This is a genomic window from Amycolatopsis acidicola, from assembly GCF_007713735.2.
In the GTDB taxonomy this organism is placed as follows: Bacteria; Actinomycetota; Actinomycetes; order Mycobacteriales; family Pseudonocardiaceae; genus Amycolatopsis_E; species Amycolatopsis_E acidicola.
Genome location: NZ_VMNW02000061.1, coordinates 1 through 17261, shown reverse-complemented (window position 1 = coordinate 17261; position 17261 = coordinate 1). Strand labels below are relative to the sequence as shown.

The 17261-nt window shown below is 70.0% G+C and carries 11 protein-coding genes; 3 read left to right on the top strand and 8 right to left on the bottom strand.

The features are described 5' to 3' along the window. Positions 1–50: 50 nt before the first annotated feature. Positions 51–1688 (top strand): hypothetical protein, encoded by a 1638-nt coding sequence (locus FPZ12_RS30820; RefSeq protein ID WP_208026084.1) that lies wholly within the window; start codon positions 51–53, stop codon positions 1686–1688. Positions 1689–1725: 37 nt separating this feature from the next. Here FPZ12_RS30820 and FPZ12_RS30815 read toward each other — a convergent pair whose 3' ends face one another. From FPZ12_RS30815 to topA, 4 genes are all read right to left on the bottom strand, one after another. Continuing rightward, entirely contained in the window at positions 1726–2913 is a 1188-nt protein-coding gene (locus FPZ12_RS30815) for a DNA polymerase III subunit delta' (RefSeq protein WP_144749221.1), read from the bottom strand. Continuing rightward, complete coding sequence (locus tag FPZ12_RS30810; protein ID WP_144749220.1) at positions 2914–5004, bottom strand: bifunctional MFS transporter/dTMP kinase; 2091 nt, start codon at positions 5002–5004, stop codon at positions 2914–2916. Positions 5005–5101: 97 nt separating this feature from the next. Then, on the bottom strand, positions 5102–5611 hold the full coding sequence (locus FPZ12_RS30805; protein WP_144749219.1) for a hypothetical protein: 510 nt from the start codon (positions 5609–5611) through the stop codon (positions 5102–5104). Positions 5612–5729: 118 nt separating this feature from the next. Next, a complete protein-coding gene (gene topA / locus FPZ12_RS30800) occupies positions 5730–8534 on the bottom strand; it encodes a type I DNA topoisomerase (RefSeq protein WP_144749218.1) in 2805 nt (934 codons plus the stop codon). Positions 8535–8748: 214 nt separating this feature from the next. On the opposite strand from topA, the gene FPZ12_RS30795 reads away from it, so the two are divergent. Continuing rightward, entirely contained in the window at positions 8749–9588 is an 840-nt protein-coding gene (locus FPZ12_RS30795; RefSeq protein ID WP_144749217.1) for a trypsin-like serine peptidase, read from the top strand. Here the strand turns inward: FPZ12_RS30795 and FPZ12_RS30790 are convergent. The 3 genes from FPZ12_RS30790 to FPZ12_RS30780 form a co-directional block, all read right to left on the bottom strand. After that, positions 9560–10168 (bottom strand): hypothetical protein, encoded by a 609-nt coding sequence (locus FPZ12_RS30790; protein WP_144749216.1) that lies wholly within the window; start codon positions 10166–10168, stop codon positions 9560–9562. The two genes, FPZ12_RS30795 and FPZ12_RS30790, sit on opposite strands and share 29 nt — an antisense overlap. 175 nt (positions 10169–10343) lie before the next feature. Then, on the bottom strand, positions 10344–11015 hold the full coding sequence (locus tag FPZ12_RS30785) for a hypothetical protein (RefSeq protein ID WP_208026083.1): 672 nt from the start codon (positions 11013–11015) through the stop codon (positions 10344–10346). A 133-nt stretch (positions 11016–11148) separates the two neighbouring features. Then, complete coding sequence (locus tag FPZ12_RS30780) at positions 11149–13443, bottom strand: sodium-translocating pyrophosphatase (protein ID WP_144749215.1); 2295 nt, start codon at positions 13441–13443, stop codon at positions 11149–11151. Between the two features lie 227 nt (positions 13444–13670). Here FPZ12_RS30780 and FPZ12_RS30775 point away from each other — a divergent pair, with 227 nt between their 5' ends. After that, entirely contained in the window at positions 13671–16148 is a 2478-nt protein-coding gene (locus FPZ12_RS30775) for a DEAD/DEAH box helicase (RefSeq protein ID WP_166462968.1), read from the top strand. Here the strand turns inward: FPZ12_RS30775 and FPZ12_RS30770 are convergent. After that, on the bottom strand, positions 16112–16732 hold the full coding sequence (locus FPZ12_RS30770) for a bifunctional DNA primase/polymerase (RefSeq protein WP_144749214.1): 621 nt from the start codon (positions 16730–16732) through the stop codon (positions 16112–16114). The two genes, FPZ12_RS30775 and FPZ12_RS30770, sit on opposite strands and share 37 nt — an antisense overlap. Positions 16733–17261 lie beyond the last annotated feature (529 nt).

The window sequence follows — 17261 nt, the reverse complement described above, 5'->3', positions numbered from 1 at the left end:
GACGCCGGTCACAGCGGCCCGGCCCTGCTCGTTCGTGGAGGACTTCACGCATGCGTCAACGTCTGTCTCGTGCGCTGGCTCTGCCGGTGACCGCTGCCTTCGTCGTGCTGTCGGCGACACCGGCGGTCGCGGATTCGACGATCCCCACGACACCGATCCCGCAGCCAGCCGGCACGGGTCAAGCGCCGATCTCGGCCCCGATCGGCCCGCAGCCGCTCGGCCACGCGGTCGGTGACGCGGCGGCCGCGCTCGGCGTGCTTCGCCTGCTGCCCAACGCGGTCACCACGAACACGATCCTGCCCGGCTACGGCGAGAACCTGCCCAAGCAGTCGGCGCTCGAAGCGGGCATGGGGCTCTCCAGCGCGCAGGCGAACTCCGAGGCGTACCTCAGCTACGAGAAGTCGATCGCGCAGTCCTCGCCGCTCGGCCTCGCCGTCGAGGGGAACTCGCCGCAGGCGCCGGGCAGCCTGGTGCAGACAGCGCCGCCGGACAACAAGAACGGCCTCTCCGGCGGGATCACCGCGCCGCAGAACCCGCTGCTGAACGTGGGCCTGCTCAACGGGCAGGTGCACGCGCGCTGGAGCGACACGCTCGGCCCGTGTGTCGGCACGATCTCCGACGCGAGCACGTCGGTGGCGAACCTTTCACTGCTCAACGTCATCCCCTCGCTGCCGAACCTCCCGCTCGACAGCCTGACCAACCTGCCGGCACTGGCGAGCGGCTTCGACGCGACCAAGGGCCTGCAGTCACTCGGCGGCCTGCTCAGCGGCGGCGGGCAGACGTCGGCCGACGGCACGAACTCGCTGCTGAGCCTGAACAACACGCTGTCTTCGCGTTCGGTGATGCAGCTGGTGGACATCCCCGGCTCGGACAAGAAGGCCGTGCAGTCGGTGTCCACGCTGCAAGCCGCCGACATCGAACTTCTCAAGGGCACCCCGCTGGAGCTGACGCTCAAGGTCGCCAGCCAGCCCACCCTGAAGGTCACCTCGACCGGCGACAAGGCCACTTCGAAGGTCGAGTACTCCGCCCCGGTGATCACCATCGAGCGGCAGGGCCAGGTGCTCTACACCCTCGACGCCGCGCACCCCACCAAGGACATCCCGATCGGGCTGCCGCTGGACGGGCTGACCAAACTGTTCGGCCCGGTGGAGAACCTGCCCGTCGTCGGCGGCCTGGTCGCGACCGCGGACAAGGGCCTGCAGCAGGTCAACAACACCACCGGGAACGTGCTGGACCTCGGCGTGCTGCGGTTGAGCATCGGCGAGCTGAACCAGAACTCGCAGCAGCTGACCAACCCGTTCGACGGCTACCAGCTCGGCGCTTCGGCCCGCCTGCTCGACCTGCAGGTGCTGCCCACCTCCGGCCTGAAGAGCATGCTGCCCGCCGGCACGGCCGACTCGCTGCCTTCGTCGCTCGCCCAGCTTTCGCTGGGTGAGCAGATCGGCCGGGCGTACGCGCCGACGGGCGGCGTCGTCTGCGGCACGGCCAACCCCGTGACGCCCGTGGGCAACGCCGCGCCCGGCGTCCCGCAGAAGCTGGCGTACACGGCCGGCGCGTACTCCGCTGTGCCACTCTTCTGGACGGGCACGGGAATGCTGCTGCTCGGCGTGATCCTGGTGGCGGGTATGCCGAACCGTCGCCGCAGGCCGGCCGCCGTGAAGCCTTCGCCGTTCCCACGCGAGAAGTGAGGGCGGGCCGGGGCGCTCCTTCGAGAGCGTCCCGGCTTCAGCCGTGGCGCAAAGCCGTGACCATCGCTTCCACGGCGATGCGCGGCTTCACGTTCCAGAGGATCGCTTCACGACAGGCGAGCACGGCTTCGAGGCGCCGCAAGGTGGCTTCCGCCGTCCAGTGCCGGGCTGCTTCGCGGACATCCGACTCGTAGTCGGGGTGGTTCAGCACGGCCCGCGCGCCGCTGCCGGTGACCAGCACGTCGCGGTAGAAGCCCGCGAGGTCCACCAGCGCGAGGTCCAAAGTGTCCCGCTGCGTACGCGTGGCGCGCGACTTCTGCTTCTTCTCCAACGCTTTCACCGCGGCCTCGGCCGCACGCTTCGCGCCGGCCACGCCCTTCCCGGTGGCGTCGCCGCCCATCGCGTTGCGCAGCTCCGCCTTCTCGTCCTCGTCGCGCGCCTTGCTCTCTTCGCTCGCGTCGCCCTCCGCCGCGGCGATCAGCTCGTCGGCACAAGCGAAAACGTCGGCGGGACGGCGCAGCCCGAGCGGGATCCGCAGCACGGTTTCCCGGCGCTTGCGCGAGTTTTCGTCCGTGGCCAGCCGCCGGGCGCGCCCGACGTGCCCGCCGCACACCGCCGCCGACCACTGCGCCAGCTCCGGATCGATGCCGTCGCGCTCGACGAGCACGCGCGCGATCGCTTCCGGCGGCGGCGTCCGCAGGTTCACCAGGCGGCACCGCGAGCGGATCGTGACCGACACGTCCTCGGGGTGGTCCGAAGGCGCGCACAGCAGGAAAACCGTGCGCTCCGGCGGCTCCTCGACCGCCTTGAGGAGCGCGTTCGACGCTCCCTCGGTCAGCCTGTCGGCGTCGGAAATGACCACCACGCGCCAGTTCCCGGTGGACGGACGGCGGGCCGCGGCCTGCACCAGCGCGCGCATCTCGGCGACCGAAATGGACAGTCCTTCGGGGACCACCATCCGCACGTCGGCGTGGGTGCCGTGCAACGCCGTGCGACACCCCGTGCACTGGCCGCACCCGGTGCCCGTCGAACACTGCAACGCCGCCGCGAACGTCCTCGCCGCGACCGAACGCCCCGAGCCCGGCGGTCCGGTGAGCAGCCACGCGTGGGTCATCGCGGCGGAGGAAACCTGTTCTCCCGCAACGATTTTCGCCGCGGCGGCACTCGCCGCGGAGAGGACTTCGACTGCAGGCTCCTGCCCGACCAGCTCAGCCCAGACGCTCACTCAGGCCTCCACGACCTCTTCGATCGGCGCCAGTCCGGATCGGCGCCCCACCAGTACGGCCCGCACCGCCGTCTGCACGCGCTCGGCGACTTCGTCCTCGCTGCCGTCGCCGTCGACCACCACGTAGTGGTCCGGGTCGGCCGCGGCCATTTCGCTGAGCAGGTTCTGCACCCGCCACTGGTCCTCGATCGAGACCGGCCCAGGCGGCGCTCCGCCGGGGTCGGCGTCGAGCAGCACCGTGACGTCCGGGCGCAACCGGCCGGTGGCCCAGTCCGCCAGCCCTTCCAGTTCCTTCGCGTCCAGCCCCGCGACCGCGGACAGATGCGCCAGCGGCGAGTCCACGAACCGTTCCATCACCACGATCGACCCGCCGTCCAGCGCCGGCTGCACGTCCCGCTCGACGATGTCGGCTCGGACCGCCGCCGCGGCCAACGCCTGCGCGCGCGCTCCGTTCAGCGAAGCGCCGCTGACCAGTTTGGTCAGCCGCTTGTCGTCCAATGCCGGGTCCGCGGCCAGCACCACCGGCCGCGAACCCACCTCGCGGAGCCAAGCCGACAACCTCGCGGCCTGGTTCGCGGTGTCCGCCGCCGTCGTGCCCTCCAGCGCGATGAGCAGGCCGTTCGCCCGGCGCGGCCGACGGCGAATGACGTTCCGCAGGTCCGCCATGATCGTCTCGGGATGCCGCGAGTCCATCTGCCGGTACGCGATGATGCCGACGACCGCGGCCAGGATGCCGCCGCCGAGCATCACCGGGCGGGTGCCGTCGATGATGATCGGGCTGCCCCACACGGTGACCGTGCGCGGTTTGGTGAGACCGATCAGCAGCGGCACCACCGCGGTGGAGCCGAACACGATGATCTTCATCATCGACTGGTAGATCGCGTTGATCCGGCCGCGGATCGAGTCGTCCACCTGCGAGCCGATGATCGTCACGCCGGTCAGGAACGCCGCGCCCGCACAGGCGCCGACGATGGCGACGGCCACCAGCGAGACGGCCAGATGCGGGGACACCGCGACCAGCATCAGCGCCAGTCCGGCGAGCACGATCGAGATGCCGAACAACCTGTCGTGCGGCAGCCGCCGGGACAGCTTCGGCGCGCCCGCCATCCCGGTGGCCAGCCCGACGAACACGGCCACCAGCAGCAGACCCCAGGCCGAGTCACCGGCGAGCAAACTGGACGAATACGGCTTGGCTGAGCCGACAACGGCGCCACCGGCGGCGAACGCGCCGGCCGCGCCGATCAGCAGCCCCCGCACGAGCGGAGTGCTGCGCACGAACTTCACGCCGTCACGGACCAGGGCCGAGAAGCCCGGCTTCGGCTCCTCCGCCTCTTCCTTCTTCTTCGCCTCGGTGGCGGCTTCGGCCGAGCTCACCCGCCGCGACAGCTCCGGGATCCGGGTGATGATGAGGATCGCGCTGGTCAGGTACAGACAGCCGATCAGCACCACGATGACCTTGGCGAAACCCAGCTCGCCGAACAGGTTCGGCGGCAGGTGCAGCGTGGTGCTGACGCCGGTGAGCACCGAATAGAGCGCACCCGCGGAGAGCACGGCCAGCCCGTAGGTCATCACCATGCCGAGCTGGTTCGCCGTCTCCACCTGGTCCGGTCTGCGCAGCAGGTTCGGCACCGCGGCGTCCTTCGACGGGATCCACATCATCGCGCTGGCGCTGGCCAGGAAGCTGGCGATGTAGAGCCACCAGCCGGTGCCGACGAACGCGATGGACACGATGAACCCGCAGCGCAGCAGGTCCGCGACGAACATGACCTTGCGCCGGTCGAACCGGTCCGCGAGCAGCCCGCCGAACGGGGCGAAGATCAGGCCCGGCAGCAGGTTCGCCAGCAGCACACCGGTGAACGCGAAGTTCTGCGCCGTGTAGTTCGACGTCAGCTTCGTGGCGAGGCTCGTGACGCCCAGCAGGGTCAGCCAGTCGGCGACACTGCACAGGTAGGTGACGCCCCACAGGCGCCGGAACGGCCGGATCGCCAGCACCCTGCGGGCACGGTAGATCGTCGACCCGTCACGGGCGGCCTGAGCCTCCACGTCGGGTTTCGTCTGTACGCCCTCGCTGATCCGACCCACCCCGCTCATCGCTGTGGCACCGGCCATCCGTCAGGGCATCTGCCATCGGGTCCCCGGACCGGTGTCGCCAGGGTAGCTCCGGACTCCTGAGAGTTGCTCGTATGGGTTAGTTGAACAGCCCCGAAATGCTGCTGATCAGGCTCGACAGGAATTCGATGGCGACGAACGCGAAGACGATCATCAGCACGACCGCGACGATGACGCCGGTGGACCCGCTCGACGGGCGCGTGGGCCGGAGGCCCGCGGTGCTGCCCAGCCTCGGCGTCGGCAGCCGCGGCATCCGCAGCGAGGGGCGTTTGATCGAACGCAGCCCTGGGCGGCTGCGCTGGCGGGGCAGGATGCCCAGCGGCGGCGCGGGCGGAACCCCCTGCGCCGGCGACGCGGGCGGCGTGCTGTCCGGCTCCGGGGCGTCGACGTCGAGGAAGTCGCCGAAACCACCGGTGCCCTGCTCTTCCTGCGCCGGGATCGCCGACCCGCCGGGCCGGACCGGGGAGGCGACCCTGGTCAGCTGGAAGTCGTCGGAGTCGTCTCCACTCGCCGAGCCGGACAACGCGTCGCTGAACGTCCCGGCGTGCGTACCGTCATGAAAATCGGCGTCGCCCTTGGACGGACTCATACCACTCCTCGTAGTCGGCCGGCCTCCACTCCAGGCAGGCTTCCCTCCCAGGGTAGTGGGCGACCGGCCGATCCGACTGGCCCATCCGGGTAAGGGCCCGGTTACCGTCCGCGAGACGCTACTTCTTCGCGGGCGCCTTCTTCGCGGTGGTCTTCGTGGCCGTCTTCGCCGGGGCCTTCTTGGCCGGAGCCTTCTTCTTCGGCGCCGGCCCCTTCGCCCGCTTGTCCGCCAGCAACTCGGCCGCCCGTTCGGGGGTCAGGTCCTCGATGCTGTCGGTCTTGCGCAGGGTGGCGTTGTACTCACCGTCGGTGACATACGGGCCGAACCGGCCGTCCTTGACCACCATGGGCTTGTCCGTGGCCGGGTCGTTGCCGAGCTCCTTGAGCGGCGGCTTCGCCGCGCCGCGGCGCCCGCGCTGCTTGGGCTGCGAGTAGATCTTCAACGCCTCGTCCAGCGTGATGTCGAAGATCTGGGCCTCGGTCTCCAGCGAACGCGAGTCCGTGCCCTTCTTCAGGTACGGGCCGTAGCGGCCGTTCTGCGCGGTGATCTCGTCCCCGGACTCCGGGTCCTTGCCGACCACCCGCGGCAGCGACAGCAGCTTGAGCGCGTCGTCCAGCGTGACCGACTCGATCGACATCGACTTGAACAGCGAACCCGTGCGCGGCTTCGGCTTCTTGGCCTTGCTGGTCTTCTTGCCGTCCGCGGGCTCCTCCGGCTCGGGCAGGACCTCGGTGACGTACGGGCCGAACCGGCCTTCCTTCGCCTTGATCTCGTGCCCGCTCACCGGGTCGACGCCCAGCGACCGGCCCTCCTGCGGCGTCGCGAACAGCTCCTCGGCGATCTCCGGGGTCAGCTCGTCCGGCGGCATGTTCTCGCGCAGGTTCGCGCGCTGCGACTGCCCGTCCACCTCGCGCTCGAGGTACGGGCCGTAGCGGCCGACGCGCACGTACACCGTGCGGCCCTGGCTGTCGGTGAACAGCGGGATCGAGTTGATCTCCCTGGCGTCGATGTCCTCGACGCCGGTGCCGACCAGCTTCTTCAGCCCGCCGAGGCGGCCGATCGAGCCGTCCACGCCCATCTCGCCGCCGAAGTAGAACCGCGACAGCCAGTTCGTGCGCTGCTCGTCACCGGAGGCGATGCGGTCCAGCTCGTCCTCCATCGCGGCGGTGAAGTCGTAGTCCACGAGCCGCTCGAAATGCCGCTCCAGCAGGCCGACCACGGCGAACGCCACCCACGACGGGACTAGCGCGGAGCCCTTCTTCCAGACGTAGCCGCGGTCCTGGATCGTCTTGATGATCGACGCGTACGTCGACGGACGGCCGATGCCCAGCTCTTCCAGTTTGTTGACCAGGCTCGGCTCGTTGTAGCGCGGCGGCGGGCTGGTCGTGTGGCCGTCCGGGTTCAGCTCGGTCGCCGTCAGCTCCTGGTCCTCGACCAGCCGCGGCAGCCTGTTCTGCTTGTCGTCGGCCTCGCCGCCGCTCTCGGTGTCGACCGCCTCGACGTACGCCTTGAGGAAGCCGGCGAAAGTGATGGTGCGGCCCGAGGCGGAGAAGGTGACCTCCTCGCCGGAGGTCGCCCTGCCGACGATGCGCACCGACATCGTGGTGCCCTTCGCGTCGGCCATCTGCGAGGCGATCGTGCGCTGCCAGATCATCTCGTAGAGCCGGAACTCGTCGGCCCGCAGCTCACTCGCGACCTGGCCGGGGGTGCGGAACACCTCACCGGCGGGCCGGATCGCCTCGTGCGCTTCCTGCGAATTCTTGACCTTGCGGGTGTACTGCCGCGGGCTCGGCGACACGTACTCCTTGCCGTACAGGTCGGTGGCCTGGTTACGCGCGGCCGTCAGCGCCGTCTCCGACAGCGTCGTGGAGTCCGTACGCATGTAGGTGATGTAGCCGTTTTCGTACAGGCGCTGCGCCGTCCGCATGGTGTTCTCCGAAGAGAGCCCCAGCTTGCGGCCTGCCTCCTGCTGCAGCGTGGAGGTCATGAAGGGGGCGTACGGGCGCCGCGTGTACGGCTTCTCCTCGACGCTGGCGACCTTGAAGTCCTGGTTGCGCAGCGCGCCGGCGAGCCGGTTCGCGTCCGCCTCGGCGAGCACCCTGACGTCCTTCGCGGATGACTTGAGCTGCCCGTCCGGACCGAAGTCACGGCCGGTGGCGAGCCGGGAACCGTCGACCGCGATCAGCCGCGCCGGGAAGGAGCGGGGCGTGGCGTCGGCACCGGCGTCCATCGTCGCGGCGATGTCCCAGTACGAGGCCGACGTGAAGCGCATCCGCTCGCGTTCGCGCTCGACGATGACGCGGGTCGCCACCGACTGCACGCGGCCTGCCGAGAGCTTCGGCATGACCTTCTTCCACAGCACCGGCGAAACCTCGTAGCCGTAGAGCCGGTCGAGGATGCGGCGGGTCTCCTGCGCGTCCACCAGGTCGGCGTCGAGCTCGCGGGTGTCGGCCGCGGCGGCCTGGATGGCCTGCTCGGTGACCTCGTGGAACACCATGCGCCGCACCGGGACCTTGGGCTTGAGGGTCTCCAGCAGATGCCAGGCGATGGCCTCGCCCTCGCGGTCGGGGTCCGTCGCGAGGAACAGTTCGTCCGCGTCCTTGAGCAGGCTCTTGAGCTCGGTGACCTTCGCCTTCTTGTCCGGGCTCACCACGTAGAGCGGCTCGAAGTCGTGGTCGACGTTCACGCCGAGCCTGGCCCAGGCCTCGCCCTTGTACTTGGCCGGCACGTCCGCGGCGCCGCGCGGCAGGTCACGGATGTGCCCCACCGACGACTCGACGACGTACCCGCCGCCGAGATACGGAGCAATCTTGCGGGCCTTGGTGGGCGACTCGACGATCACGAGCCGCCGACGGCCGGCACCGTTCGCTCCGGCGTCCGTCTTCTTCGTCCGTGCTGCCACGCTGTCCGCTCTCCTGCTCATTCCCGTCGCCGGGGCGGCGACGCTTTGTTCAACCAGCCAGTGTGCACGTCCCTGGCCGGTTATGTCCGCTCAGGTGACGCAACACGCCGTCCAACCTCGTGTGAAGCGCATCGGCGCCGACCCGGTCGGCGTTTCTTTTTCCACACCTAGCACGTGACCGCCGCCACGTGGTGGCCGGGGCTGGAGCGTAGCCGTTCCGCTACGCTCCGGCGTCATGCTGCGCCGCCTCCTCCTCGTCCTGTCCGTCGGGCTGCTCGCCATCGGAGTTACGCCCGCCGCGGCCGCTCCGGCCACCGGCTTCACCGGAATCGTCGCCCTCGACAACTGCTCCGGCTCGCTCGTCCGGCTACCCGGTTCCCGCGATTCCGACCCCGCGCTCGTGCTCACCAACGGTCACTGCGACGAGAACGGCATGCCCGCTCCCGGCGAAGTGATCACCGCCCAGCCGAGCCGTCGCACCATGGACCTGCTCGGCTCCGACGGCGCGCGCATCGGCAAGCTCCGGGCGACGCAGATCGTGTACGGCACGATGACCGACACCGACGTGCTGCTCTACCGGCTGGACTCCAGCTACCGGCAGATCGCCCACCGCACCGGCGGGAAACCGCTCACGCTGGCCGCCTCGCCCGCCGACGCCGGCACCCCCATCGACATCCGCTCCGGGTACTTCGCCCGCACCTGGAGCTGCGACGTCGACCGGATCGTCTACTCGCTGCGGGAGGCCGACTGGACGTGGCACGCGTCGATCCGGTACACCCCGGAGTGCGACACCGGCCACGGCACCTCCGGCTCGCCGATCGTCGACCGCGGCACCGGCCAGATCGTCGGAATCAACAACACCGGGAACGACAACGGCTATTCCTGCACCTTCGACAACCCGTGCGAGGTGGACGAAAACGGCGTGGTCACCGTCCGGCAGGGCCGCAGTTACGGTCAGCAGACCTACGGGCTCACCTCCTGCGTCGGCTACGGGAACCAGCTGGAGCTGGACCGCCCGGGCTGCCTGCTGCCCAAGCCCGCCGGGCTCAAGCTGCCGATCCCGCTTCCGGCCTGACCTCGTCCTTCACCGGCGCGGTGCGCGGCCAGACCGCGGCCGCCGCCGGTGGCGGGGCACCCAGCAGTTCTTCAAGCGCGGCAAGCCTTTTCCGGCCCGTCACGCGGATGGCGGGGCCGCCGTGGCGCGGGCCGACCAGCCGTGCGGGCACGCCGAGCTGGGTGCAGGCCTCCGCCAGTTTTTCGTGCCTGGCCGGCATTTCCTCGTCCACCGCGAAGAGGTAGTGGTTCTCCGCCGGCAAGCCGTCCGCGAGCGCCCACAGGCGCAGCGCGCTGCCGGTGAGCCGGAAGCCCTCCGGCAACTCCTCGCACTGCCAGGCGTTCGCCAGCCGGATCAGGTCGATCCGGAACGCGGTGCGCACCAGCAGCCCCTCCTCGGCGCGCGACACGTCGGCCTGGACCCCGCGGCGGCCGAACTCGGTGACCAGCGCCCGCGCCCGCCACGGCTCGCCGACGGTGACCGACAGCCGGGCGGCCGTGCGCCCGAAGCTGACGATCCTGCCGCGGCCGCACAGCACCCCGGCGAGATCGGCGAGTTCGGGGCCGTTCGCCTCCGCGGAGTAGAACGAGAGCTGATCCACGGCGATCAGGGTAGAACAGAAGTTCGATTCCACGCAAAGGCGCGGAGTTGACGCTGAGTAAGCGCTTACCGTGCGGTTTCGCTCAGCAACACACGCTGAACAAGGCGCCGCCCACCACGACACCGACGACCTGCGGGAATATCGCCTGAACGGACGTTCGAAACTTCGCCCTCCCCTAGGAGAAGGGCGGCTCCGAGCCCACGGACGTGGTCGGCATCGCGGGCGCGGACGGCACTGAAGGCGTCTGCGAGGCCGGGCCTTCGTGCGCCGTCAACTGCTGGCACGCGGGCGCGTGCCCGGCCGCCGTCGCCAGCGAGGGCACGGCGTTCAGCTGCGCCAGCACGTCCACACCGGACACCTCGGTCAGCGGGCCCTGCGCCTCACGCATCGTCGTCTGGTCGACCGTCGGCGCGGTCCCTGCGGCATCGAGGTGCTGCTTCGCCGTGAGGGCGCGCTCGCGGATCCCGCTGAACTGGGCGACGGCCCTGTCCCTGGCCGTGGCGGCCTCCTGGACCGGAGCCACCGGCAGCGTCCGCAACTGCTGCACGGTCTTGTCCAGCCCGCCGATCATCGAGCCGAGGAGGTCGCTGGAGGTCTGCACGACGCGCCGCGGCGTGCTCGGATCGATCGAGGGCATCGTGGCCAGCCCGGCCACGAGCGAGCTCACGGCGATGCAGTAGTCGTTGGCCCATCTGGAGGTCGCGTCCTGCGCGTCGACCTGCTCCTTGGACATGCCCGGACCACCGGGCTGGACGGTCGCCGGGTCGGCGGGTGGCTGCCCGCACCCGGCAAGGGTTACGCACAGACCCGCGACAATCGCCAGGAACCGGACCTTCCCGGGCCGCACGCGAACACCTCCCGAAGATGTGAACCACTCTCGACGGTACCGACCCGGTTGCACTGTGCAAACCGTGGGCTGGTCACAACGCGAAAAACGGGCCCGCCGCACGAGATGTGCGACGAGCCCGTTCCGGCCTGTATCAGGCTGTCTTGGCGGGTTCCTGCTGTTCCGCGGGGGTGTCCGCGATGACGGTGCTACGCCGCTTCGACACGACGATCGCCACCACGATGATGACCACCGCGACCAGCGAGATCGCCAGCCGGATGCCGAGTGAGGCGTCCGGCCCGATGGAGAACTGCACGACCGCCGGGGCGATCAGCACCGAGACCAGGTTCATCACCTTGATCAGCGGGTTGATCGCGGGACCGGCGGTGTCCTTGAACGGGTCGCCGACCGTGTCACCGATGACCGTCGCGGCGTGGGCCTCGGAGCCCTTGCCGCCGTGGTTGCCGTCCTCGACGAGCTTCTTGGCGTTGTCCCAGGCACCACCGGAGTTGGCCAGGAAGATCGCCATCAGCGTGCCGGTCGCGATCGCGCCTGCCAGGTAACCGGCCAGCGCGCCGGTGCCGAGGCCGAACCCGACGGCGATCGGCGCGAACACCGCCAGCAGGCCCGGAGTGGCCAGCTCGCGCAGCGAGTCGCGGGTGACGATGTCCACGACCTTGCCGTACTCGGGCCGCGTCGTGCCCTCCATGATCCCGGCGATCTCGCGGAACTGGCGGCGCACCTCGTAGACCACCGCGCCGGCGGCGCGGGACACCGCGTTGACGGCGAGTCCGGAGAACATGAACACGACCGCGGCGCCGATCATGACGCCGACGAGGGTGTTCGGGCTGACGATGGTGTCGACGAACGACTTCACGCCGTCCGCGGTCGCCCCGATGCCGGCCAGCGCCTTGCTGATCGCGTCCTGGTAGGACCCGAACAGCGCCGTCGCGGCGAGCACGGCGGTCGCGATCGCGATGCCCTTGGTGATCGCCTTGGTGGTGTTGCCGACCGCGTCCAGCTCGGTCAGCGTCTGCGCGGCGGTCTCGTCCACGTCACCGGACATCTCGGCGATGCCCTGCGCGTTGTCCGAAACCGGGCCGAAGGTGTCCATCGCGACGATGACGCCGACGGTGGTCAGCAGGCCCGTGCCGGCGAGCGCGACGGCGAACAGTGCGACCGTGCCACCGAGCAGGTAGGCGCCGAACACCGCGGCGCCGATGACCAGCGCGGTGTACACGGCGGACTCGAAGCCCACCGAGATACCGGACAGGATCACCGTGGCCGCACCGGTTTCCGAGGTCTTGCCGACGTTCTTGACCGGGCCGTGCTCGGTGCCGGTGTAGTAGCCGGTCAGCTTCAGGATGACCCCGGCCAGCACGATGCCGATGATCACGGCGACGGTCGCGATGACCGCCGGGTTGCCCTCGGTGCTCGCGAACTCCTGCCCGAAGCCGGAGAACGAGTTCGGCAGGAACACGAAGGCCGCGATCGTGCACAGCACCGCGGAGATGACCGCCGAGATGTAGAAGGAGCGGTTGATGGTGACCAGTCCGCTCTCGTTCGCGCGCGACTTGGTGATGTAGACACCGATCACCGCGGTGATCACGCCGATGGCGGGCACGATCAGCGGGAACAGCAGGCCGTCGCCACCGAAGGCGGTGCTGCCGAGGATCAGCGCGGCCACCAGGGTCACCGCGTAGGACTCGAACAGGTCCGCCGCCATGCCGGCGCAGTCACCGACGTTGTCGCCCACGTTGTCGGCGATCGTCGCCGCGTTGCGGGGGTCGTCCTCCGGGATGTTCTGCTCCACCTTGCCGACCAGGTCGGCGCCCACGTCGGCGGCCTTGGTGAAGATACCGCCGCCGACACGCATGAACATCGCGATCAGCGCGGCACCGAAACCGAAGCCCTCCAGCACCTTCGGCGCCTGGCCCGCGTAGGCCAGCACGACGATCGCGGCGCCGAACAGGCCGAGCCCGACGGTGAACATGCCGACCGCGCCACCGGTGCGGAACGCGATCCGCGTGGCCTTCTCGCGGCCGCCCTGCTCACGGGACGCCGAGGCCACGCGCAGGTTCGCGCGGGTGGCGAGCCACATGCCGAGGTAGCCGATGGTGAACGAGAACAACGCACCGAAGAGGAAGAACACGGAGCGGCCGATACGCTCGCTCCACCCGTCCGCCGGAAGCGCGAAGAGCAGCAGGAACACCAGCACCCCGAAGATGGAGAGGGTGTTGCGCTGCCGGTTGAGATATGCGGTCGCACCTTCCTGCACTGCCTTGGCGATGTCCTGCATCTTGGCGGTGCCTTGGCCAGCGGCCAGCACTTCCTTGAGCAAGACGTAGCCGATGGCCAGCGCGGCAAGGGCGACCACGGCGACTACGGCAACGATGCCGTAGTCACCCCCGGAGAGCTCTATACCCTCCGCGAGGAATTGCCGGGACATCCGTCCTCCTGGAAACGTCGCGTACCAACGACGGGTCGCCTGCGGACAGCCTTGCCGACGTTGGCATGGGATCTACACCACAAGTGGTGCCGGTTTGCCGGAGTGTATTGGTAGTGCTCCGGCCACGGTCATGGCGTCCCACAACGAACACTCTCCGTACATGTGAGTCTGCTCACTGTTCATGATCATCACGCGGTTTTCACGAGTTGTCGTACACCTGTGCGATCCTGGGGCGCGTGGCAGAGACCGAGCGCGCGCAACGGCTTTTGCGCCGGGTCACGGCCGGCATCCCGGCGTCGGCGAACCCCGTGACACACGTGGCGGAGCAACCGGCTCGTGAGGCCGGTTTCACCGATTGGCCGTCCTGGGCGGATCCGGACGTCGTGGCCGCACTGCGGAAGTCAGGGGTCGAAACACCGTGGACACACCAGGTCGAGGCGGCTTCGCAGGCGTACGCGGGGCAGCACGTGGTGATCTCGACGGGGACGGCTTCCGGTAAGTCACTGGCCTACCAGCTGCCGGTGCTGTCGGGCCTTTCCGAGGACGAGCGGGCCTGCGCGTTGTACCTGGCGCCGACGAAGGCCCTGAGCGCCGACCAGTTGCGCTCGGTGTCCTCTTTGGACATTCCGGGGGTGCGCGCGGCGGCGTACGACGGGGACACCCCGATGGCGGAGCGGGATTGGGTACGCGCGCATGCGCGGTGGGTGTTCACGAACCCGGACATGCTGCATCGCGGCATCCTCGCCTCGCATGCGCGGTGGGCGCGGCTGTTTCGCAAGCTCGAGTACGTGATCGTCGACGAGTGCCACGGGTACCGGGGTGTCTTCGGCTCGCACGTCGCCCTGTTGCTGCGCCGGCTTCAGCGGGTCGCGCAGCGGTACGGCAGCTCGCCGACGTTTGTGCTCGCCTCGGCCACCACCTCGGCCCCGGCGGAGTTCGCGGGGCGGCTGATCGGGCAGAAGTGCGTCGCCGTCACGGAGGACGCGTCGCCCCGCGGCGCACGGACGGTGGCGCTGTGGGAGCCGCCGCTGCTGGAGGATTTCTCCGGGGAGAACGGGGCCCCGGTGCGACGTTCGGCCGGCGCCGAGGCCGGGCGGATTCTGGCGGAGCTGGTCATCGAAGGCGCACGGACGTTGGCGTTCGTCCGCTCGCGGCGCGGCGCCGAGCTCACGTCGCTCGGCGCGAAGCGCATTCTGTCCGAAGTGGACACAAAGCTGGCGGAGCAGGTGGCGGCCTACCGGGCGGGTTTCCTGCCCGAGGAGCGCCGCAAGCTGGAGCGGGCCTTGCTGTCCGGTGAGCTGCTCGGGGTGGCCACCACGAACGCGCTCGAGCTGGGTGTGGACATCGCGGGGCTGGATGCCGTGGTGCTGGCCGGTTATCCGGGCACGCTGGCGTCGTTCTGGCAGCAGGCGGGCCGGGCCGGTCGGTCAGGGGATGAGGCGCTGGTGGTGTTCGTGGCGCGGGACGATCCGCTGGACACGTATCTCGTGCACCATCCGGCGGCGATTCTGGACCGCCCGGTGGAGACGGCGGTGCTGGACCCGGCGAACCCGTATGTGCTGGCTCCGCAGCTCGCTTGCGCCGCCGCCGAGTTGCCGCTGACGTCCGCGGAGCTGCCCACGTTCGGCGGCGAGGCGGCGCGGCAGGTGCTGGATTCCCTGGTGGCGCAAGGGATCCTGCGCCGCAGGGCGAGCGGGTGGTACTGGACTTCGCGGGACAGGCCGCAGTACGAGGTGGACATCCGCGGCTCGGGCGGCGAGCAGATCGCGGTGGTTGAGGCGGAAACTTCGCGCCTGCTCGGCACCGTCGACCCTGGTTCCGCCTGCGTCACGGTGTATCCGGGCGCGGTGTATCTGCACCAGGGTTCGTCGTATGTGGTCGACGAGCTGGATCTCGAGTCCGGGATCGCGCTCGTGCACACGGAGGATCCGGAGTGGACCACGTCGGCGCGGGAGGTCTCGGACATCGCCGTGCTGTCCACGCAGGAGCGGGTGGATTACGGCGGTGTGAGCGTGTTCCTCGGTGAGGTGGCGGTGACTTCGCAGGTGGTGGGCTACCTGCGGCGCCGCCCGTCGGGGGAGATCCTGGACCAGGTGGCGCTGGACCTGCCGGAGCAGAAGCTCGAAACCCGCGCCGTCTGGTACACGGTCTCGGAGGAACTACTGGCGGGCGCGCCCGCGGCCGCCGCCACGGGAGTGGATGAAGGTGGCAGGGCGGACGTGGGTGGCAGGGCGGACGTGGGTGAAGGTGGCAGGGCGCCGGGGGGCGCTGGGCTGGTGCCCGCGCGCATCCCCGGCGCCCTGCATGCCGCCGAGCACGCGGCGATCGGCCTGCTACCGCTGTTCGCTACGTGCGACCGCTGGGACATCGGCGGGGTGTCTACCGCTTTGCACGCTGACACCGGGGAGGCGACGGTGTTCGTGCATGACGGCCATCCCGGAGGCGCGGGATTCGCCGATCGCGGTTTTGCCGCTCTGGTCCCTTGGCTGGCCGCTACGCGGGAGGCCATCGTCTCCTGCGAGTGCCCGGCGGGTTGCCCGTCCTGTGTGCAGTCACCGAAGTGCGGGAACGGTAACGAGCCACTGGACAAGGCGGGGGCTGTGGCCGTACTGGACACTGTGCTCGGGGCGGTGCGTCTGCACGGCGGCCGGCACGGCCACGTGGTGGATCAGGCCGCGACGGAGGCTGCCGCGACGAGCTGCTGATGACGGTCTTCCTGCTCCAGCGCCCTGGCGAGGACTTCGTGCACCGCGTCCGCGGCGGGAAGGGTCCAGCCCCAGACATCGGGCTTGACCCGCCAGTGCACCACGCCGTGCTGGAACGGGGTGGGCGGCAGCGGAACCCAGCTGCCTTCGCCGTGCCAGCGGACCGCGCCACTGGTGGCGAGCTCTTCGGGAAGGTTCTCCGCGACGGTCGTCAGGAACAGCCAGCGGCCGTCCGGGGTCGCGACGATCGGCGCCGGGTGCCCGGTCGCCCGCAGCAGCCGCGCGGCCCGCTTGCCCAGTTCCGTGTCGACCTCGACGGCGTCGACGACGCGGCCGGTCGCGACCAGCAGGCTGTACGGCTGCCCGGTCCACCAGTCCGCGACCTGGTTCGGGTGCGCGCCGAGCCGGTCCGCCCAGTCGTCGTGCACGGGCACCGGCCCGGACCACGCCTGCGCACCGGCTTCGGCAGCCGGAAAGGTGCCCGGCAGCACCGGCCAACCGTGCCAGGCAAGCCCGATCGCTTCCGCACGCAGCTCGATGCGGAACGCGCCGCGCCAGCCATCCGACCAATCCGTGTCCAACATCCCTCAACAACTCCTTGCTAGTTCCACCGCCCGGGGTGGCTTTCCGATTTCAATAAACGGCAATTTGCAGACTGCCGGAAGTGGGCGCTCGACAACCGGCCGTTATGGGACGACGAGCGCGCCAGCCCGCACCGCCCGGGCCGAAGGCCACTTGTCGATCACCGGACGACGACCAGCGGCACCCGACCGGATGACCCCGCAGTGACCTCCGGCACAGTTTTCCCTTGGCACACAAGGCTTTCACTGCGTGAGGCCGCCGGTTGCGAGTAGCCGCGGCCGACCGTTCGGCGCGCGCGGACGACCGTCCATCCGGTGCCGGGAGCGCCCACCGGTCGGCGGCCAACTCCCAGTGGGCACACCCACCGGACGATCGCGATCGGTGCCACCAGTCGGCGCGCCCGTGGTATCGGCTGGTCACCGGGGGTGGACGGCAGGGCCTTGTGGACCCCGTCGGCGCCAGTTCGGCAGCACTGATCAGCACCACGGGCGCGGGATAGGACCACGCACCGGGCAAGGGGGTGGGGAAGGG